General features: G+C 36.1%; 17 protein-coding genes and 1 tRNA gene. 10 read left to right on the forward strand and 8 right to left on the reverse strand.

Features of this window, described 5'->3' with window-relative positions:
- Positions 1–6: 6 nt before the first annotated feature.
- Positions 7–708 carry a hypothetical protein gene (locus AA650_RS04555; RefSeq protein WP_053538142.1) on the reverse strand — a complete coding sequence of 234 codons (702 nt, stop codon included), beginning with the start codon at positions 706–708 and terminating at the stop codon, positions 7–9.
- Between the two features lie 36 nt (positions 709–744).
- A complete protein-coding gene (locus AA650_RS04560; protein WP_053538143.1) occupies positions 745–1608 on the reverse strand; it encodes an isocitrate lyase/PEP mutase family protein in 864 nt (287 codons plus the stop codon).
- Positions 1609–1736: 128 nt separating this feature from the next.
- On the opposite strand from AA650_RS04560, the gene AA650_RS04565 reads away from it, so the two are divergent.
- From AA650_RS04565 to AA650_RS04575, 3 genes are all read left to right on the forward strand, one after another.
- A complete protein-coding gene (locus tag AA650_RS04565; RefSeq protein ID WP_053538144.1) occupies positions 1737–3158 on the forward strand; it encodes an aldehyde dehydrogenase family protein in 1422 nt (473 codons plus the stop codon).
- Between the two features lie 687 nt (positions 3159–3845).
- A complete protein-coding gene (gene hisS / locus AA650_RS04570; RefSeq protein WP_053538145.1) occupies positions 3846–5234 on the forward strand; it encodes a histidine--tRNA ligase in 1389 nt (462 codons plus the stop codon).
- 72 nt (positions 5235–5306) lie between these two features.
- Entirely contained in the window at positions 5307–5705 is a 399-nt protein-coding gene (locus AA650_RS04575; protein ID WP_053538146.1) for a nuclear transport factor 2 family protein, read from the forward strand.
- A gap of 373 nt (positions 5706–6078) precedes the next feature.
- Here the strand turns inward: AA650_RS04575 and AA650_RS04580 are convergent, their stop codons facing one another.
- Both AA650_RS04580 and AA650_RS04585 read right to left on the reverse strand, forming a co-directional pair.
- Positions 6079–6408: a YnfA family protein gene (locus tag AA650_RS04580; RefSeq protein ID WP_234413306.1), complete on the reverse strand. Its 330-nt coding sequence runs from the start codon at positions 6406–6408 to the stop codon at positions 6079–6081.
- Positions 6405–8204: an aspartate kinase gene (locus AA650_RS04585; RefSeq protein ID WP_053541186.1), complete on the reverse strand. Its 1800-nt coding sequence runs from the start codon at positions 8202–8204 to the stop codon at positions 6405–6407. The genes AA650_RS04580 and AA650_RS04585 overlap by 4 nt, the downstream gene beginning before the upstream one ends.
- A 682-nt stretch (positions 8205–8886) precedes the next feature.
- Here AA650_RS04585 and pstS point away from each other — a divergent pair.
- The 7 genes from pstS to AA650_RS04625 all read left to right on the forward strand — a co-directional run bounded on the left by pstS (position 8887) and on the right by AA650_RS04625 (position 14784).
- A complete protein-coding gene (pstS, locus tag AA650_RS04595) occupies positions 8887–9927 on the forward strand; it encodes a phosphate ABC transporter substrate-binding protein PstS (RefSeq protein WP_053538148.1) in 1041 nt (346 codons plus the stop codon).
- Between the two features lie 162 nt (positions 9928–10089).
- Positions 10090–11079: a phosphate ABC transporter permease subunit PstC gene (gene pstC / locus AA650_RS04600; protein ID WP_053538149.1), complete on the forward strand. Its 990-nt coding sequence runs from the start codon at positions 10090–10092 to the stop codon at positions 11077–11079.
- 178 nt (positions 11080–11257) lie between these two features.
- Complete coding sequence (gene pstA, locus AA650_RS04605) at positions 11258–12130, forward strand: phosphate ABC transporter permease PstA (protein WP_039201098.1); 873 nt, start codon at positions 11258–11260, stop codon at positions 12128–12130.
- Between the two features lie 38 nt (positions 12131–12168).
- Entirely contained in the window at positions 12169–12948 is a 780-nt protein-coding gene (pstB, locus tag AA650_RS04610) for a phosphate ABC transporter ATP-binding protein PstB (RefSeq protein ID WP_053538150.1), read from the forward strand.
- Between the two features lie 79 nt (positions 12949–13027).
- Positions 13028–13624: a chromophore lyase CpcT/CpeT gene (locus tag AA650_RS04615; protein WP_053538151.1), complete on the forward strand. Its 597-nt coding sequence runs from the start codon at positions 13028–13030 to the stop codon at positions 13622–13624.
- A 122-nt stretch (positions 13625–13746) separates the two neighbouring features.
- Positions 13747–13818 (forward strand) — tRNA-Cys (locus AA650_RS04620).
- Between the two features lie 348 nt (positions 13819–14166).
- Positions 14167–14784: a 2OG-Fe(II) oxygenase gene (locus tag AA650_RS04625; RefSeq protein ID WP_053538152.1), complete on the forward strand. Its 618-nt coding sequence runs from the start codon at positions 14167–14169 to the stop codon at positions 14782–14784.
- A 31-nt stretch (positions 14785–14815) separates the two neighbouring features.
- On the opposite strand, the gene AA650_RS04630 is transcribed toward AA650_RS04625, so the two are convergent.
- From AA650_RS04630 to AA650_RS04645, 4 genes are read right to left on the reverse strand one after another with little or no spacing between them, the layout of a single operon-like run.
- Positions 14816–15238 carry a BREX system Lon protease-like protein BrxL gene (locus AA650_RS04630; protein WP_053538153.1) on the reverse strand — a complete coding sequence of 141 codons (423 nt, stop codon included), beginning with the start codon at positions 15236–15238 and terminating at the stop codon, positions 14816–14818.
- A complete protein-coding gene (locus AA650_RS27605) occupies positions 15238–15450 on the reverse strand; it encodes a hypothetical protein (protein ID WP_053538154.1) in 213 nt (70 codons plus the stop codon). The genes AA650_RS04630 and AA650_RS27605 overlap by 1 nt, the downstream gene beginning before the upstream one ends.
- Complete coding sequence (locus tag AA650_RS04640; RefSeq protein WP_053538155.1) at positions 15440–17656, reverse strand: PglZ domain-containing protein; 2217 nt, start codon at positions 17654–17656, stop codon at positions 15440–15442. Before AA650_RS04640 ends, AA650_RS27605 begins: the two co-directional genes overlap by 11 nt.
- Positions 17649–21626: a hypothetical protein gene (locus AA650_RS04645; RefSeq protein ID WP_053538156.1), complete on the reverse strand. Its 3978-nt coding sequence runs from the start codon at positions 21624–21626 to the stop codon at positions 17649–17651. Before AA650_RS04645 ends, AA650_RS04640 begins: the two co-directional genes overlap by 8 nt.
- Position 21627 lies beyond the last annotated feature (1 nt).

Below are 21627 nucleotides of genomic sequence, written 5' to 3' on the forward strand. Positions count from 1 at the left end.
TTTTCATCATTGTCTAAAATGTTCAATTATTTTATAAGGTACTTCTTTTTCTTCTACAAGATAACCATGAAACCCACCAACATTATCTGACTGAAATTCATAAAATTTGCCCTGATAATAACCATAGTATTGTCTACCATTGGGAATAGCTTGATCTAGAACTGATTGAGCTTCTTCATCACTTAAATCCATATGAGATCCCCTTCTACCACGATAAATACCTTTACCTTCAGGTGTATGTTTATCACTAGCCACATAACGCGGACGTAATTTTTTAGCATGAATTGAATTAGTTAAATTAAGAATATCTACTTCTTTATAAAGTTTGCCATCCTCACTGCATTTTAAGTGAATATATTCACATATAAAATCTGGTGCATTCTCTAAGCTAATTAAAATCCCTTTTAAATAAACTGATCCTGCTAAAGAACTACCAGAAACATCTTGATGATTAAAATGGCATTCATGGTAAGCTACCTCAGCATCTAATATTTCATCTATATGAAGTCCGTTATTCATTAACTTAATTAACAAAATTCGACTAATTTCTTGATCTTCTCCTTGAGAGGATTTAGATTTTAGGTATAACCAGTCACGAATTGTAAATGCTGGTGATATAGGACGCTCAGAAAAGCTACTGTGAGTAAAAATAGGTTTTTGATTTCTAACAGGTTCTATTTCGCTAAGTATCTCAAATAAAACCTTCATTAAAATATCCGCATCATAATTATCTTTGGATATTATTCATTCCTTATACTCCTTCTCCACAGATAAATATTGCGGCACATTCATCAATTCTTGAAAATCCTGAAAATTCATCAAACCAGATAAATTATCAGTCCTTCCCTGTTCCTTTAAATGACGAAAACAACCACTCATTACCTCAGTTACAGCCATCAATGCAGTCAGAGGGAAAAAGACAATTTTAAACCCCAAATTTTGCAATTCTGCGGGGGAAATAGCGGGAGTTTTCCCACCTTCAACAATATTTGCTACCAATGGCACATTAGGAAAAGCAGCACCTATAATTTCCAACTCTGTCACAGATTGGGGAGCTTCCACAAACAAGACATCTGCACCAGCATTGATGTATGATTGACCACGAGCAATGGCTTCCTCCAACCCCAAAGGCGCACGGGCATCAGTTCGGGCTATAATGACCAAACCGCTATCACCACGTGCTTCCACCGCAGCCCGGATTTTCCCCGCGTGTTCCGTCATCGAAATCACCCGTTTACCTGCAAAATGTCCGCATTTCTTCGGCCATTCTTGGTCTTCTAAAATAATCCCAGCTAAACCCAACTGCACCGCATCTTTTACAGTTCGCATCACATTTAAAGCATTACCATAACCCGTATCACAATCAGCAATCAAGGGTATATTAATTGACTGAGCTATTCTCCCGACAGTGGATAAATTTTCCGTAGCAGTGAGAAAACCATAGTCAGGTAAACCCAAGGTAGAAGCAGCAATCCCAAAACCACTGGTAGCAGCGACATCAAAACCCGCCTTTTCTACCAATTTTGCACTCAAACAGTCATAAACACCAGGAATAACGATAATTTCAGGACGTGCTAGTAATTCGCGCAGTTTTTGAGCAGCAGACATACAAATAACTCTAAATGGACTATTTTGAGAATACAATAAATACTGTAAAAACGTTTTCGGAAGCTTACGGTATTTCTTCCTTTGCGCCTTTGCGCCTTTGCGAGAGATAAAATTTAAATTAATCACAAATGAGTAAACCAATAGAAGTCCGCAACCCCCGCACAGGTAAATTTGATTATGTCATCGTTCCTCCACCACCAAAATTACTTTCCCAACAATGTCACCGTTTGCGGAGAGGACAAATTATCTGGCAAAAATTAGGAATTGAAGGCAGAATTGCCGCTTTAAAAGCATGGAAACAAGCTATATTATCAGACCGAACACAATTAATAGAAGCTTTAGTTAGTGATACGGGAAGATTATCAACATCAGTGACAGAAGTAGATTCTTTTATTTCTAGTATTGATAAATGGTGTAATTTAGCTCCACAATTAATACAAGGGACAGCAAAAAATACATCTATTCCTTTTATTGCTTTACAACAAATGGCTGTTCCTTATCCTCTAGTTGGCGTAATTAGTCCTTGGAATTTCCCCCTATTGTTATCTACAATTGATACGATTCCGGCTTTACTAGCGGGTTGTGCCGTAATCGTTAAACCCAGTGAAATTACTCCCCGTTTTGTTGCTCCTTTGATGACTACAATCAATACAATTCCTCAATTACGTGATGTTTTAAACTTTGTTGAAGGAGCAGGACAAACAGGAGCAGATTTAATAGAAGATGTAGATTTAATTTGTTTTACAGGTAGTGTAGAAACTGGGCGGTTAGTGGCAGAAGCGGCAGCCCAAAAATTTATTCCTGCTTTCTTAGAACTAGGAGGAAAAGACCCAGCTATTGTTTTAGAATCAGCAGATTTAGATTTAGCAACCTCAGCAATTTTGTGGGGTTCTGTTGTGAACTCTGGACAGTCCTGTTTATCAATTGAAAGAATTTATGTTGCTGAATCTATCTTTGAAGAATTTTATCATCAATTAGTCACTAAAGCCCATGAATTGAAATTGGCATATCCAACTATTGAAAGTGGTGAAATTGGTCCAATTATTTGTGAAAAACAAGCGGCTATTATTAATGATCATCTGTTAGATGCTGTTGCCAAAGGTGCAGTAATTCACTCTGGTGGTAAAGTAGAAGAATTAGGTGGAGGTTGGTGGTGTCGTCCTACGGTTATGACTGAAGTTGATCATTCTATGAAAGTCATGACTGAAGAAACATTTGGTCCAATTATGCCGATTATGCCTTTTGCTAATATAGAAGCAGCGATAAATTTAGCTAATGATTCTATTTATGGATTAAGTGCTGCTATATTTTCTGAATCAGAAGAGTTAGCATTAGAAATTGGTATGCAAATAGATGTAGGTGCTATTAGTATTAATGATGCAGGTTTAACAGCTATGATGCACGAAGGAGAGAAAAATTCCTTTAAATTTTCTGGTTTGGGAGGTTCACGCATGGGTAAAGCTGCCTTTAAACGCTTTATGCGAAAAAAAGCCTTTTTGATTAAAACTAACTTTGATAAAGACCCTTGGTGGTTTAATAATGAAGAGTAGGGATATAGAAACTGGGTAAGTAAGTGAACACAATAAAATCGAATACAGACAAAAAGTCAATTCTGTTTATTATCAAAGAAAAGATCGCTCAATTTTCCAGACTTGATATTACTTCTAACTTCTTCTAAATCCTCTTGATAACGCAGCGTGGCGCAGGGACATACTCCCGAATGGGCGCAGGCCATGCGCCCCTACCTCTTGATAACGTAGCGTGGCGTTAGCCATACTCCCGAATGGGCGCAGGGCCTGCGCCCCTACCTCCTGATAGCGTAGCGTGGCGTTAGCCATACTTCTAGCCCTCACAGACAACTTTTTCAGCAAACCCTAAGTAGCTTGGCACAATTAAATATAAAACCTCTCTCCAAACCTCTCCCCTACCAGGGGAGAGGCTTTGACTCCCCCTTTCCTACCAGGGAAGGGGGTTGGGGGTTTAGGTTTATATTATACTTTTTAACGCCCACTTACTTATTGGATAATAGTCTTTCAGAGGAAGAAGCAACAGGGAACAGAAAAAACTCATGTTTAAAAACATGAGATTGAAATAATGACACTGTTTTTTTTCGTGCTACGCATCTTTTAAAAACATCTTTTTCTTGACTGAAGCTCTAAACTGGTGAAACTTTAGTTTCTTATCTGTTCCCTGTTCCCTTTTTTTGTAATTAATTTCCCATTTATTAAGGTAAAAAAATGACTAAAAGTGACAAAATTAACTTTTCTACTCCTAGCGGTTTTCCCGAATTTTTACCTAGCGAAAAGCGTCTAGAAGTATATTTACTAGATATTATTCGTCAGGTTTTTGAAAGTTATGGTTTTACACCTATTGAAACTCCAGCAGTGGAAAGGTTAGAAGTCCTGCAAGCTAAAGGTAATCAAGGTGACAATATTATTTATGGTATTGAGCCAATTTTACCACCAAATCGCCAAGCAGAAAAGGATAAATCTGGAGAAACTGGTTCAGAAGCCAGGGCTTTAAAATTTGATCAAACTGTTCCTCTTGCTGCGTATATTGCCCGTCACTTAAATGAATTAACTTTTCCTTTTGCTCGTTATCAAATGGATATGGTATTTCGGGGTGAACGGGCAAAAGATGGACGGTTTCGGCAGTTTCGACAATGTGATATTGATGTGGTTGCTCGTGGTAAACTGAGTTTACTTTATGATGCCCAAATGCCGGCAATTATCACGGAAATATTTGAAAAAATTAATATTGGTGATTTTGTCATTCGTATTAATAACCGCAAAATCCTCACAGGTTTTTTTCAATCAGTAGGAGTTGCTGAAAACCAAATTAAAACCTGTATTAGTATTATTGATAATTTGGAAAAAATTGGCGAAGCTAAAGTTAAACAAGAATTAGAGACAGAAGGTATTTCCTCAGAACAAACGGAAAAAATTATTGAGTTTGTGAAAATTGATGGCAGTATTGATGATATTTTAGATAAACTCAAACACCTGGCTGAAAGTTTGCCAGATGCAGAACGATTTAATTTAGGAGTTACGGAATTAGAAACTGTAATTAATGGAGTGAGAAATTTAGGAGTTGCTGATAAACGTTTCTGTATTGATTTATCTATTGCTCGTGGTTTAAATTATTATACTGGCACTGTTTATGAAACTACCTTATTAGGTCATGGGGCTTTGGGGAGTATTTGTTCTGGTGGTAGGTACGAAGAATTAGTGGGAACATTCATTGGTGAAAAAATGCCCGGTGTGGGTATTTCTATTGGTTTAACTCGGTTAATTAGCCGGTTATTAAAAGCGGGTATTCTGACTACTTTATCCGCCACACCTGCCCAAGTTGTAGTAGTAAATATGCAAGAGGATTTAATGCCTGTTTATTTACAAGTATCGCAACAGTTACGTCAAGGGGGAATTAATGTTGTGACTAACTTTGAAAAACGCCCTTTAGGTAAACAATTTCAAGCGGCAGATAAGCAAGGAATTAGGTTTTGTGTAATTATTGGTGGGGAAGAAGCAGCAGCGCAAAAATCATCATTGAAGGATTTACAAAGTGGTGAACAAATAGAAGTGAATTTGGCAGATTTGGTAGAGGAAGTTAAACGCAGACTTGCATAATTTGGCATCATTTTAATTACCACGCCAACAGCTTGGTAATTTATCAAAAAATCAAAAATTAGGAATAGATAGATGACTACACAATCAGAACGCACCTTAAATGTCGCTAATCAGGCATTTGGGTATTTTGTACAAGGTTTAGAAACTGGTAATTGGCAAGCATTTTTAGATATGCTGACAGATGATTTTACCTTTTGGTTTCCTATGGGAAAATTTCACGGTTTAAATGTAGGTAAAAAACGAGCAAAGGAGTTTTTTGAATATGTTTCTGAGTCCTTCCAACTAGGAATTAAGATTACCTCTTTAGACAGTATTACTAGCAATGAAAAAACAGTGATTTTTGAATTTCGGGATGAAGGTAACTCATTTGGTAATGCTTATAAAAATCGGGTTGCAATTGCTTTTGATATTCGAGATAATCAAGTTTGTGCCTATCGAGAATACTTTGGTAGTGATGGTAAATCTTATTAATGAGAGATACAGCGTTTTTTTATTCAGTCAGCTATAAGAACCCCAGCACCCTCGCAGGCGAGGAGGAGGCTATAATATACTCGATATATACTCAAAACGGCTTGATTGTTTGATTCTAAACCTAGGGGTAAAGCAAAAGCTGATATGTGTCAACTTAAGCTCAAATCCCTACCACATCTCGTTCCTAGTCTCTGACTAGGAATGCAGTTGATGCTCTAATATCATTGAAGGCAGAGCCTTCTAGAATTCATTCCCAGTCAGAGACTGGGAACGAGACGAGTTAGGTTATTTGTCATTTGGCAAAAGTTTAAATCTCACCCGTGTTTAGTATAATTAAGAAAATGTTTTTGTCTTCCTTTGCGTGAGATTTTAATTATCTATGTGAACCGAATAAAATAATTACCGTTCCCAAAACGGAAATTATCACACCTGATAAATCCCATCTATTCGGTTTTACTCCTTCAAATAGCCATAACCACAGCAAGGATGAAAGGATATAAATTCCTCCATAGGCAGCATAAACTCTGCCAGCATTATCGGCATCTACTTTAGTTAGGGACACAGCAAAGATGATCAAAGCAAAAATTCCAGGAATAACCCAAAGGACGCTTTTTCCTAATCTTAACCATGCCCAAAAACTGTAGCAACCGGAGATTTCTGCAAATGCTGCAATTAGGAGAAAAATCAGGTTGGGTATTTTCACGCTGGAACTACAAATTTTTCACTTCCAGCTAAATCAAAAGCTGAGTGAATAACTTGTAATGCTTTGACACCTTCATCCTGTCCGACAACACAACTAATTTTAATTTCTGAAGTGGCTATCATTTGAATGTTGATGTGATTTTTAGCTAAGGCTGTAAACATTTTAGCGGCTATGCCCGGTTGTCCTACCATCCCAGAACCAACGATACTAACTTTAGCGATCGCCTGATCTAATACTACCTCACCCCAATCAAACTCTTTGGCAACTGCTTTTAATCTCTGTTGAGCGTTTTCTGCATCCATTCTCGCCACAGTAAAGGCAATATCCCTTCCGGGAACACCATTTACTATTCGACAACGTTGGGATTGAATAATCATATCCACACTGATGTTATGTTGCGCTAAAAATCCAAACAATTTGGCAGCCATACCCGGATGATTTGGTACTTGCCGAATCGCAATTCGGGCTTGGTTCATGTCTAAAGCGACACCACGCACAGCAGGGGCTTTAGTCGCAGCACAGGAGAGAGAAGCAGAAGAAGAGTTGATTTCAAAAGTATGACACAAAGCAGCTATAGCGCGATCGCAATCCCCAATATCCACAACACAACTCACCTTAACTTCACTGGTAGAAATCATCTGAATATTCACACCAGCTTCCGCCAAAGTTGTAAACATCTGCGCTGCTACCCCCGGACGACCAATCATTCCCGCCCCGACAATACTCACTTTAGCAGTATCTTTTTCTACTATTACTTCCGCTTCATCTGAACTATGCTGATTTTTAAATATCGGTGCTATAGCCAATGATACTGCTTCCGCCCGTTTTAATATTGAAGTATTTACTGTAAAAGCAATGTCATTAGTATTACCTTCATGAATAGACTGAATAATTAAATCCACATCAACATTTTCCTGGGAAATTTGCCCAAATAACTGGGCTGCTATCCCTGGTCTATCAGGAACACGCAATAAAGCCACCTTTGCCTGTTGAATATCAAACTCCACAGCATCCACTGGTCGTGCCAATTCTAAATTTACCAACGCCCGATCTTGCCTTGACGGCGTAGTTACCCAAGTTCCGGGCTGATCCGTCCAACTTGACCGTACCACCAGGGGAACGCCATAATTGCGGGCAATTTCCACAGCCCTGGGATGTAATACCTTCGCCCCTAAACTAGCCAATTCCAGCATTTCATCACTCGTGATTTCTGTCAATAATTGGGCTTCAGGAACAAGACGCGGATCTGTAGTTAAAATTCCCGGAACATCTGTATAAATTTCACAAAAATCTGCACCGATAGCGGCGGCGATCGCCACTGCGGAAGTGTCAGAACCACCACGTCCCAAAGTAGTAATTTCTAATTCTTCTGTACTGCTAATTCCTTGAAATCCGGCAACCACAACCACTTTGCCGCCATTAATTTGCCGCATTAAGCGTTCAGTTTCAATATGTAAAATCCGAGCGCGAGAGTGTTCTGCTTCGGTAACAATGCCCACCTGAGCGCCAGTCATCGAAATTGCTGGTTGGCCAATTTCCTGCAATGCCATACTTAGTAAAGCAATGGTAACTTGCTCCCCTGTGGAAAGCAGCATATCCATTTCCCGACGACTAGGAGTTTTAGAGATGTCATTAGCTAGTTTAACTAACCCGTCAGTGGTTTTACCCATTGCAGAAACCACTACTACAACAGAATTTCCAGCTTTGACAGTTTTTTCAACCCGCATTGCTACAGCTTGAATCCGTTCGACTGAACCAACAGATGTACCACCGTATTTTTGAACTATAAGCGCCATAAAATTCTCTTTAATCACTTGTTTTGCCACAGTCAGGGTTGTCACGACTATGAAAAACCCTAAAAGTGCCAGTTTAGATTACCAAAAAAAATACACCCGTTAGCAATCTCGGACTTTGATTTTAATCACAAATTAACCATTTCCATGAATTATCTTAACCAATTTATACACCTTTTTTGTTTATTGTAGTTAGCCGTAGGACAGTATTTTTATGCAAATAAATACTAATCCGCTCAAACATGGCAAGCAATATTACTTATTCCTAGCAGACTGTTTATTTACATAACACACTGCTAGGATATTTTATTGAACAGGAGTATTGAACAGGAGTATAGCTAACGCCACGCTACGCTATCAGGAGGTAGGGGCGCAGGGCCTGCGCCCATTCAAAAGTATGGCTAACGCCACGCTTCGCTATCAGGAGTTCAGAAAGAAGAAATTTCTCCCCAACTCCCCCCACTCCCCCAACTCCCCAACTCCCCCCACTCCCCCAACTCCCCAACTCCCCCAACTCCCCCAACTCCCCCCACTCCCCCACTCCCCCCACTACTTAAAATTAAATGTTTAAATTAAACTTAAACAGCTTTTGCCGTGTTCTTAATTTTTTCTTAACCATTTAATATCAAATTAATACCAGGATGTAATTCCCTAAGTAAGTATTTCTGAAAACTTAAGAGGCAGTATGGCTTTTTTATCCACCATTTTGAATCGTGTTGTTGCCACTTCAGTCATAACCGGGGCTGTTGCATTGAGTCCAATGTTGAGTGCGATCGCTCAAGCTGAAACTTTAAACGGTGCTGGAGCAACATTTCCTGCTCCTCTGTATGAAAAATATGCTCGTGAAGTTAAGAAAAAGTACCCAGACTTAAAAGTTAACTACCAAGCAATTGGTAGTGGTGGTGGTATTCGTCAAACTATTGCAGGAACAGTTGACTTTGGTGGTAGTGACGCAGCGATGAAAGATGATGAAATCGCTAAAGTTAAGAATGGTGTGATCTTAGTACCCACTGCTGGTGGTGCTGTTTCCGTTGTTTATAATTTACCTGGTGTCAACAAACTGAGATTATCTCGTACCACATTACCAGATATTTTTTCTGGAAAAATTACTAAATGGGATGACGCGAAAATTAAAGCGGATAACCCCGGTGTAAACCTACCAAACAGTCCAATTAAATTTGTAGTTCGCGCTGATGGTAGTGGCACAACATTTATTTTCACCAACCATTTAAGTGCTATTAATGGTTATTTCAAAGGTAGAATTGGCGCTAATACTGCTCCCAAATGGACTTTACCAAACGTTCTCAAAGGTAAAGGTAATCCTGGTGTAGCTGCTTTAGTGAGAAGCACCCCTGGATCTATTGGTTATGTTGAATATGACTACGCTACTAAAAACAAACTAAATTCAGCAGAAATACAAAATAAGAAAGGAGAATTTGTCGCTCCTTCTTTAGCAGCTGCGAACTCAGCTTTATCAACAGTGAAATTCCCTGATAACTACCGCGTATTTATTGGCGATCCAGGACAAGGTTATCCCATTGTTGGTTTAACTTGGATGATGGTTTACAAAAAGTATCCCACTCCTGCTAAAGCTGAAGCCATGAAAAAATGGATTAACTGGGTACTTAAAGACGGTCAACAGTATAATGATGACCTCAACTACACCAAAATTCCTGGTGATGTTGTGAACCGTGTTTTACAAACAGTAAATAGCAACGTTAAGTAATTTTTACATAAGCATTCAGCCGTTATGTATCAGCTTTCAATGTTGAAATGTAGGTAATTGAAACCTACTTTTATTTACTTGACCATTTCATTGTTTTAGCTGGTTTATGACGGCTGTGCGCTTACATCTAATTTACCTGATTTCATAAACTTTTTATTGAACATGGCTAATTCATCTGAATCTCAGAATAATTCACTAAGTTTAAGTGATGGCAATATTGATTTAACATCCACAGGTGGCGTTAATTTCTGGTTTGATAAAGGATTTACATGGCTAGTGTATCTTTTCGCTGGGATTACTATAGCCATCCTCTTTGTCATGACCTGGGTGATTTTCAAGCAAGCAGAACCAGCTATTGGTAAATTTGGACTGGGCTTTTTATGGGGTCAAGATTGGGATACAGGGAATCAGATTTTCGGGGCATTACCTTACATCTATGGAACTTTGGTCAGTAGTGCGATCGCTGTTTTATTAACTATACCCGTAGGCATATCCATAGCCCTAGTCACCAGTGAAGATTTTTTACCAAATCCAGTCAAAACCACTATAGCTTTCGTCATTGAATTAATTGCCGCTATCCCCAGCGTAATTATTGGTTTATGGGGCATTTTCGTATTTATTCCCGTCATCACACCCATAGAGAAATGGTTAGGTAGCACCTTCGGGTTTATCCCCCTATTTAACACACAAGACCCCGCCGGCAACAATATGTTAACAGCGGGCATTGTTCTCGCCATTATGACCTTACCCGCAATGGCAGCTATTTCTCGTGATGTTTTAATGGTTATTCCTAAAGAGTTACGTAGCTCATCTATGGCTTTAGGCGGAACTCGTTGGGAAACAATTTTTCGAGTTTTATTACCAGCAGGATTTTCTGGGATGGTCAGCGCAACAATGCTATCCCTGGGCAGGGCTTTAGGCGAAACAATGGCTGTCACCATGCTAATTGGTAACTCCGCTCAAATCAGCATATCCCTTCTAGATCCAGCATATAATATTCCCGCAGTCTTAGCCAATGAATTTGCCGAAGCTGAACCGGGCTTACATATTGGGGCATTAGGCTATTTAGGTCTAATTTTATTTGCTTTAACACTAGCTATAAATATTGCGGCTGTATTAATAGTGGAATGGGTTGGCAAAAAAAATAGATAAGTAGGAGAGGGAACAGGGAACAGGGAACAGGGAACAGGGAACAGGGAACAGGGAACAGGGAACAGGGAACAGGCAAGAGGCAAGAGGCAAGAGGCAAGAGGCAAGAGGGAAGAGGCAAGAGGGAAATTTTACTTTTGGTTACATATTACTCATTCAAAATCCAAAATCCAAAATTAACATGAGTGCTTATACAAATTCAGAAACAGATCAAGCCGCTGCGGCTTCATTATGTCAGCCCCTATCCACAGATAGACAATTATTTACATACTCAATGACCGGGATTGCTTTTGGTCTGAGTGGTTTAGCACTGTTGCCATTGTTATCCATATTGTGGGAAATCATGTCACGGGGGCTTTCTGGCTTCAGACTAGAGATGTTATTTCATCCATTAATTGAAAATGGGTTTGCTAATGCTATTCTTGGTACTATACTTATGGTAGGTATCGGTGCATTACTCAGTATTCCTGTCGGGGTAATTACAGGAATTTTCTTAGCAGAATTTAGTCAAACCAACCCACTTACGCGGTATGTGCGGTTTATTACTAGCATTCTTACAGGTGTTCCTTCCATTGTTGTTGGGATATTTGCTTATGGTGTGATTGTTTTATTAACTAAGGGATTTAGTGCCATTGCTGGTGGTTTTGCTCTAGCTGTAATTATGCTACCAGTGATAGTATTAACAACAGAAGAGGCTTTAAAGCTAATTCCCGTCCCCCAACGTCTTGCATCCGCAGCATTAGGAGGAACTCGCTTTCAAACTACTTTTCGTGTTATTGTTAGTTCGGCTATCCCAGGGATTACTACGGGGATTTCCCTAGCTATAGCTCGTGCATCTGGTGAAACAGCACCACTACTTTTTACCGCTTTATTTAGTCAAAATTGGTCAGATGGTTTATTAAGTCCTACTGCTTCCTTACCAGTATTGATTTTTAACCTTTATAACAATCCTGATCCAGCCGTAAATCAACTAGTATGGACAACCTCCATCATTCTCCTGACTTTAGTTTTGTTTTTCAGCTTGCTGTCTCGCGTAATTGCTAAGAAAAGATAAGGTCAACTAAAAAATTTTCTTTCCTACTTTAGTCAATCATGAGTAACTTAACTACTGCCATCCAAGTCAAGAATCTTAGCTTTTATTATGGAAACTATAAAGCTATTGAAGGAATATCATTAGATATTTATAAAAACCAAGTTACTGCATTAATTGGTCCTAGTGGTTGTGGTAAATCTACATTTATTAAAACCATTAATCGGATTAGTGAATTAGAAGGAAAAGTCAAAGTTGAAGGTCGGATAGAGTTTTTTGGTCAAAATATCCATGATCCTCGCATTAATATCAATCGTCTGCGTCGAGAAATTGGCATGGTATTCCAAAAACCCAATCCTTTTCCCATGAGCATTTATGAAAATGTGGCTTATGGTGTGAGAATTGCTGGTAAATCTCCAAAAGTAGTATTAGATGAAATTGTCGAATCTGCCCTTAAAGGTGCAGCTTTGTGGGATGAAGTCAAAGATAAACTTCATCAGTCTGCCACAGGTCTTTCCGGTGGACAACAACAACGTCTCTGTATTGCTAGGGCTTTGGCTGTTAAACCCAAGGTATTGCTAATGGATGAACCCTGTTCAGCCCTTGATCCAATTGCTACAATGAAAGTGGAAGAATTAATTCACCAATTGCGAACAGAATTCACAATTGTGATTGTTACCCATAATATGCAGCAAGCAACTCGTGTTTCTGATTTTACTGCCTTTTTTAGTACCGATGAAAGTCGCATTGGTCAAATGGTGGAATTCGGGGAGACTAGTCAAATCTTTCGTAGTCCTCTAGATACTCGGACTCATGACTATGTGTCTGGACGATTTGGTTAACTACAACACCGAATGCGTAGTTTGAGCGTCATCAGGATTTAAAATCAATAGCATTCCTATTCCTAAATCCCAAATTGGTATGACTCATTCTCCAGATATTGCCACTTTAGCAAGGTGGATGGCGGCTGATTTCAGTAATCAAGCCCAAGTTTTTGAGAATCCGGCTTTTTTTGCCCATATTCGTGTATGTATGCGTCCCCTCCATTGGGGGGTGTTATCAGGTGTAAGTTTGTTTGTGGAACAAGCTTATGACTATATGTTGAATAAGCCTTATCGGGTGCGGGTATTACATCTGACGACTGTGGGGGATAAAATCCATATTGAAAACTATACTGTCAAAGAAGAAAAGGATTTTTACGGCGCTTCCCGCGATTTACCAAGGTTGCAGACTTTGACAAGCGATCGCTTGGAAAGGCTTTCTGGTTGTAACATGATTGTAGAGTGGACTGGCACCAAGTTTAAAGGCACAGTCGAACCTGGAAAGGGCTGCATTGTCATCCGTGACGGGCAAAGAACCTATTTGGATAGTGATTTTGAAATTGATGGTGAAAAGTTCATCAGCCGCGACAGAGGGCGAAATCCTGAAACAGATGAGCATATTTGGGGTTCTGTCGCTGGTCCTTTTTACTTTGTGCGCTGGGCGAATTTTGCCGAAGAAGTGAAATTAAATCCCTAATCGCCACCGGAGGACAGGCTTTGCGTCTGTCCAGTCTGTGAAAAACATCAATCTTCAAAAAAAAATTCTCCCAGATAGTGCAAATTCACAAAAATGGTGCTACTATTAGTAATTGTGAGTGCGGCGACATAGCCAAGTGGTAAGGCAGAGGTCTGCAAAACCTCCATCCCCCGGTTCAAATCCGGGTGTCGCCTTTATATATTGTCTGAATCAGGATATCCAGGATTTAGGGATTGACAGGATGGTTTTTTCGTTTCGTTGATAGGGTTTCTGATACTCTGATTTTTATTAATTGTTTTGTTTAGCTATTCGCTAGAAATACAAAATCAAATATCCTGTTAATCCTTTAATCTTGTACTTCGACTTCGCTCAGTAACCGTAAATCCTGATATGGCTTGCGCCACGCTACGCTATCAGACGAGAATTACAGCGATTTCCAATCATATAAGGTACATCTTAGCCCCCTCATCGCTTGCGGGGAGGGGGTTGGGGTGGGGTTCTTGTTCTGGGTTTGATGACAATTTGCTGTAATTGAACTGACCGTGAAATACTATCAACAACATCCTAACGCCTTTCCTGTTCAATATCTCCAAGACTTGTGGGGAGAAATCCAAGCTTGTCCTTATTTTGCTGTTAACAACCTTAACCGGGATTTTATTAATACTAAAGGCTTTTCTGTAGTATTTCAGCATCAAGGTTTAGCAGAAGTTGTCCAAAAATTCCCCTATTTTAAGCCTTATTTAGATTTGGCGCTTTTACCTAATTGTAATGCTTTTTATCTGAATCCTTTACTACTCAAAGCAGGTTCTCGCGTTGACCCGCATATTGATCGGTCTTTGCGCTCCTATTGTAAAACCGTTGAACCTCCTGCATTTGTGAGCGTTCTTTATGTGCGTGTACCAGAGGATATGGAGGGAGGAGAATTAGTTCTCAAATTGCAAAAACGCCAAGTTGGACAAATTAAACCCCAAACCAATTCTTTAATTTACTTTCAGGGTGATTTAACTCATTCTGTAAATGCAGTGACAACTGTGGGAAATCGCTTAAGTCTTGTGTGTGAACAGTATTGTTTGAGTGAGGATGAACTTGAGGAAATACCCCAGTTTACATTAGAGTCCAGGGCTAATCAAGGGAATGGGAAAAAACAAAGGAAAACGTAATCTTATTAGCTTTCGTCTTTAAATAAAACAATCATTTAATATCAACATAAATATCTTTTTCAGATTGCTTAAATTCGTCATCAAGATTATATAGTAAATTGCGAATTTGTTGACGAAGTTCTCTAGCAGGTTCTAAACAATCGCGTTGATAATCTTGTAAAGTTAATTGAAGATGAGGATAAAGCAATTTGAGAAACCCTGATGCTGTTTTGAGAATTGCTTGTTGATCTCTAATGGTAGTATGATCATCAAATTGAGTATGTTGTTGAACATATTGGTAAAAACTCCCATCTTTTCTTAAAGATAATAATGCTTCTCCAAAAAAATCCATTTTCAACCCGATTTGATTAGCAATCATATCTCTTTGAAATTTAGGAATTTCCCAACCCGGTAAAATACCAGCAAAACGATCTAAGAACGCTGTTTCTGAGAAGAATTTAGGTAATTTAGCCATTAAATTATTGCTTTTTGGACAAAACTATTAATTTTATCTAATTCTAAATTATCTAAAACTCCCATTCCCGGAACAATTTTATCTAATAACCATTCAGCGACAAAACTAGGAATACCTAAAGTAGTTAGTCCACTGGAAGGTAAACGTTTTTTGTCAATACTAAGTGATTGAAATACTTGAGTAATTAGATCATTGTTGTAATTAGAAGTCATCTAAATCTCCTTGAAAACCGCTACTGAAAATTTGTTGAATGGTAATGAATGACTTTAAATCAATGTTTGATTCTTCTGAATCATTATTAGCAAAAAGAAAAGTTAATTTACCAGATAATTGAATAGTTGCTTCATTCTTGTTTGGTGGTAATTCTGGATATTCACCAACAAATATTTTATGAATAATTTTATCATGAGGTTTAATAGTAATATCTAAGATTTTTCCTGTTTTAAATTCCCGTAATTCATTAATATATAAACAAAGATTTGTTAATGATACTACATTATGATTATGAATAGTAATTATTAACTCTCCTGGTTGTTGAGGTTTTCCTTCTCCACTACAAGTTACTATGACTGGATCACGTTTTAATGATTGACTTAAAACTGAAAATCCTACGACAACTTCTTCGGGAAATAGTCCCCCATGAGAACCAATAATTTCTTGATCTTTTGTATAAGTAAACGCACGGATACAATCGGAATTTCTCACAATACTAATATCATGAGGAAGTCCAAAACGTCTAGCGTCAAGGAAAATAAAACGAGAATCATCAGTTTTACCAATTCCCATTCTCCCTTTTGATTTTAATTCAACTGGACAATTAGATAATTTTTGCACTTCTCCCATCATTTGACCATGATCACTAGCAATAATAATTTTTAATTCTTCCGAACTATGATATTCTTTTAAGAAGTATTGAATATTTTTAGCAATTCCGTCTAAACGATTGACTCTTTCTACTTTATATAATGTTTTCAAGTCTTTTTCTTGATGATAAAGTTCATCTAATTGATCAGTATCCCAACAATAAATTTGATATTTCTTCTCTTGTAAATCTTGACTTAACTCATGTCTATTATTATCAGTATAACGTTTTCCTGATTTTACCATTGAAAAGCCATCTTTTGCGTTAGGCTTCCAAGATGAATGTTCCGGTAAAAGTTGAGCATAAAGACTCCATTTTGCATATTCGGTCTTAGTAGGAAGAATACTAAAAAAAGGTGTAATATCTCTTTCTAGTGAAAGTTGATTATTGTCAGTTAAAATTGTAATTAGTTCTTGATGATCTAACCATCCTAAACCATCAACAACTATCCAGAGAATAGGATTTTCTTTAGCTAATTTTTGAACTTGAAATGCTACATTATAATTTAAGAATGAATTTTCGACATTATCCATTTTTAATTCTGGATAATATTTTACTATCCAGTTAACAAAACTATCTGCTAACTGTTCGCTAATTTGTTGTTCTCTGGGAGTATAGTTAATATTTGTTTCCCAATTTCTAAATGGTAAATAAGATTCTGTTACCCATTTTAAAGCATCCTGGGGACTATCATCAATTGATAAGGGTAAAGGTTGAATAGGAGGTGATTTTTGCTTGAGTTGAGATTTTTCTGGGTTAGTTAAATATAAATTAATTTTACTAATTCTTTCTTGATTTATGTAAATTGGTTGTTTTAATAAAAAATTATAAGCAATGGAAGCAATTATTTCTTTACCAGTTTCTTGATATAAAATTAAATCATCTAAAATTTTAGCTTCTGTTTGATAAATTTTTTGTTCCCAAAAGTTCCTAAATTCTTCTAAACAAAAATCAGGAACATTTAGAGGATATTTACCTAGTACACTAATAAAATTCAAATCTAAAGTTAAACCTAACCAATTCTTTAAAAGTTGATTTTTATTCTCAGTTTGATAATGACTGAGTAAATGATCATGATTATGGTTTTGACTAATTTTATGTTTCCAAACATCTTCAAATATTTGATAGTTTTGGGGAATTTGAAGACATAACCATTTAGCTAAATGTTCTATTGATAGATTATCAATTAACCAAAAAGATTCTTCAGTCTTAGTTATATCAGCTAATAAAGATTCAAGCGGATGATTTGAAGTGTAACTATCAATCAGAGTTGCTAATTTTAAAATATAGTGATTATCCCAATCATCAGGAATAGATAAAGGAGTAAGAATAGCTGTTAATTTTGGACGTGGAACTTGTTTTCTCTCAATTATTAAATCTGATTTGTTCCATACTCTTAACCATTCTTCTGTCCAATTACAAAGGGTTTTACCTTTAATCCAATAATTCTCATCTTCAAGGGTGAAATACTTTAACCACTCTACTTCGGTAGTGATAGCAATATAGTCGGGAAGAGGTTGATATAATCCGGTAGGATCTAAGATAATTTTATTCATTAATATCTCCCTCTTTTGACAAATATTGTTCTAGCTGGGAATATAAATTTTGTTGTCTTTGAGGAGGAAGTTGTGTAAATAAAGTAATGATTTGATTCTCTATATCTGTTTTCTCTTGATTAGCACTTCCTAAAATAATCGGGTTTAACTTATCTAATATTTCCTTAACTTGTTGAGAAGATTCAGGGTAAGTAAAACGATTTTGTTGACTACTAATTTCTTGCGATAATTCAAAAGCTTCAGGTTTATTAATTCCTCTAAGTTTTTCTTCCCAAATTCTGATACTTTTTTCTAAAGTATTCTGTTTCTCTTTAATTTCGGTAATTATTTGCTGATAACGGGATTCTTGTTTGATAACATTGTTGGTTAATTTTTCAATATCATTGATAGCATCAGTATAATCCTGCTGAGTTGAATTATTACTCAGGGACTTATAACGAATTTCAATTTTATCTAAACAGTTTTTACTTTCAGATTGATGTTGAGTTTCATTGAGTTTTCTATTAGCAACTTGAAGAGAGTAATTTAAGGTATTAATTAGATGTTGGGGTAAGGAAACTTGAGTAATTTTCTCAATGGCTTTTTGAAGTTCAACTTGATAACCACCAAGTTCTTGTGCTGTTTTCAGAGATTCAGATTTTTCACCTAACTTTTCAACAAAGTCATTAATTTTATCTTGAACAAGTTGTAAAGCATCAGAGTGACGTTGCTTTTGTTGTGGAGTATGATTCACAACTGTAGTGTCTGATTTATCAGATACTACTGATGATTTTGTATTATTGGTTAAATCAAAAGTTTTTGGTTTTGATAATTGTAGTTGAAGATGAGGGTAAAGATTGATTAATGTTTCCAGGTTGACATCATCAGTTAAATTTTCTGATGTTTCTATTAGTTTTAACCAATTATCAATTTTTTCAATTTCATCTAAAAGCTGTTGTTTTTTCGGTTGAATTTCTTGTAATTTTGTTTGATCTGGATCAGCAGAATTAAGAAATTTATCAATTTCTTTAATCAGTTTTTGCGCTTGATCATAATCAACTCTTGTTGGTACTTCAGGACATAAAATGGTTTGACTGCGAATTAATTGAGGTTTTTTACTAGATTCTAAAATCCAGATTCTGACAAAATCTTTAGGTTTATCAAATACGTTTGTTATGACCCAATCTTTGATAGGTTTTTCTTGAACTGGTATCTGTTCTTTCTTAGTTTTAGGAATACCAAAATTTCCCAGTAGTGTTATTTCAGTACGATGATAAGATATCCATGCTGTGAATAACACTGTAAAGGTATATTCATTATAACCAAAGGGAGGATTGGATAATTCTTTCCAAATTCTATCTATATTAATAGATGTTCGTTGTTTATTTCCTAAAGCTGTTAACTGAGATATTCTATCCCATGCTTCTCTAACATTTCTATTGGTGGGAATTTGGACGGAATATTTTTGAGAAGTAGGTTCAAATAATAATCCCCAACTATTAACAAATACTTGATTAATTAAAGTCTGATCAGATGTATCTAAAAAATTACTCATATTATTGTCTAATAAATATTTCGCTAAAGATCGAATTATTCTGTTTCCAGTTGAATTTTTTAAAGCCATTTTATCGCATCTACCAAGAGGTGGTACAAAACGATAGAGATTTCTTAAAAGATGACTAACGATACTTTCTGGATTTTGTTTGTCTATAGTAGTTAGTTCATCTAAGTTAAGACAATAATACTTACAAGAACCTATCACTTTTTCCAGTTCTATTTTTATTTTGTTTTTGAGTTGCTTACTTAATTCTTCAGAAGCTGTTCCCGCTTCCTGTTTTTCATCCGAGATTTTTCTGTTAATAATATTTATTTTTAATAAGTCACGACAAATATCTCTAACTGGTTCATTAGGAATAGCAACAGCAATACGTTCCTTATGTTTAGATTGAGAAAGAAGCTGATCTACTCTATAACGAATATCTTGTAATTCTTCAATGGTTTCTGCTAAGATGTACGCAAAAATTCCTTTTGCTTCTATATGTTCTATGGTTTTGTGACCAGATAAAGCTTGTTCAAATTCCGCTATACTATAAAATTTATATTCAAAAAACCATTCATCATTCAGGAGTTGATTTTTTTCAATAAAATCTATCCCTTCAATTTTTTGAGATTGAAGATAATTTGTAACTTCTTTTTCACAATGTTTAACAGCTAAACTAACCGAAATTTTATCAGCTTGTTTACTAGCTTCTGCTTCTATTTCTTGATCAATTTCTTGTGGGTTTCTACCAGAATAAAAACGATAAGTATTATCTCCTTGGTTAAAATAAATAACCTGTTTTGTCTGAGTTAAGTTAACTAAAGTTTCTTTTGTTTGTTTTTCAGATAAACCTGTTAATTCACTGAGAATAACATCATGTTTTTCTGATTCTGGTTTATACAGTTTATTTTGACTGACATAAAATAGAAAAATAGCTTTTAAAACAGAAATTTCATTTTCATTTTCTGTAGCAGATGCAGCTATGGTATCAGAAGCTTTTTGATATTCTGAATAATGACGATAAAATTCTGGTTGAGAAAACTCACTTTTAAAAGCATCAACTAAAGAAACAGCAGGAATATAATTTAATTTACCATCTTTTTCAACAGGTTGAGAATTAATAAACTGTTTAACGTCTTCCTTAATATATTGAATTGCTGTTCTTCCTTGAGTAAAATCTAGATTACAAAGCAAATAACTATTGAGAGGATGAAGGGGAAAACAACCCATAGTCAGAGTATTATTAAATTCTTCTAAACTCCAACCTCTTTCACGATAAGTCTTAATTCTGTGTTCATGAGATTGTCTACTATCAGCTAAAAGAGAGTTATTCCATGTTTGCAAAAATTGATTCCATAAATTATTATTATCTTGTCGTACTAATAAATGTTTAATTACTAACTCTAAACTAGAAACAGGTTCATAAGTGCTTTCAGTCACTTCTAAGCGAGAAGCAAGTTTTTTATATTCATCTGCTGATTGACTTGTAACTTGATTTGGAACTGATTTTAGTGGTCTAATTTGCGTAAAACAAACTAAAGCAATTTTACTTTTATGATTTTCACAAGCCTTAGTAATACTTTGTAAAGTAAGTCCTCCTGAATTAAATGAATCCTTAGCCCATGCTTGTAAATACGCATTTAGTTCATCAAATAAAATTAAAATTCCTGCATATTTTGCATTTTCTCCAGAACATAATTGATTTATTAATTCTGATAAAATCTCTTCAATTCTTAAATCTGTTTCAAAATCAATAGCAAAACCTTTATTTAATTGTTTACTAATTTCTTTAACGGTAGGAATTACCCGATAATTATCTTTTTCTAATAACTCAATAATACTGTAAAAATCTCCAAATTGATTTCCAGTTGTTTCTAGAAAATGATTAGTTTTGTTAATTTCTTCTTCTGTTAAATCCCATAAATATTCAAGGGGTTTTTGACAAAGTTGCTGTGCTAATGAATCAGTAATACCTTCGATCTCTAAAGTTTGACGCAGAGATTTTAAAAATGTCTGTCTCAAGTCTATTCCGTTATCTCCACTAATACAAATTACTAAATGTTTAGGATTACGTCTTTTATAGGCTGTTAAATCTTCTACTATTCCTTGATTATTTCCCGCTGTATTTTTAATTTGATCTAATATTCCTGTAATTTCAGGACTATCTAATAATTGTTTAAAATAGTTAGCAGCAACTAAAGCAAAATGAGATTTACCCTTACCATAATCTTGGACAAATAAATGAATATTCGGTTGATTTTGGCTATGATAGCTTTTTTGAATAGCATCAAGTACACCTAATGTAGAAGATTTAGAATTATTATGATTATAATTAAATACAAATCCTTGACACAAACGTAAATTTCTATCATGATCAGCCATCATACCAAAATTCACAGCATTAGCTACCATTCCTAATTCATTAATTTTAACTATTTGATGAAGTTGCATA

Origin of the sequence: Anabaena sp. WA102 (assembly GCF_001277295.1) — a bacterium.
Classification (GTDB): Bacteria; Cyanobacteriota; Cyanobacteriia; order Cyanobacteriales; family Nostocaceae; genus Dolichospermum; species Dolichospermum heterosporum.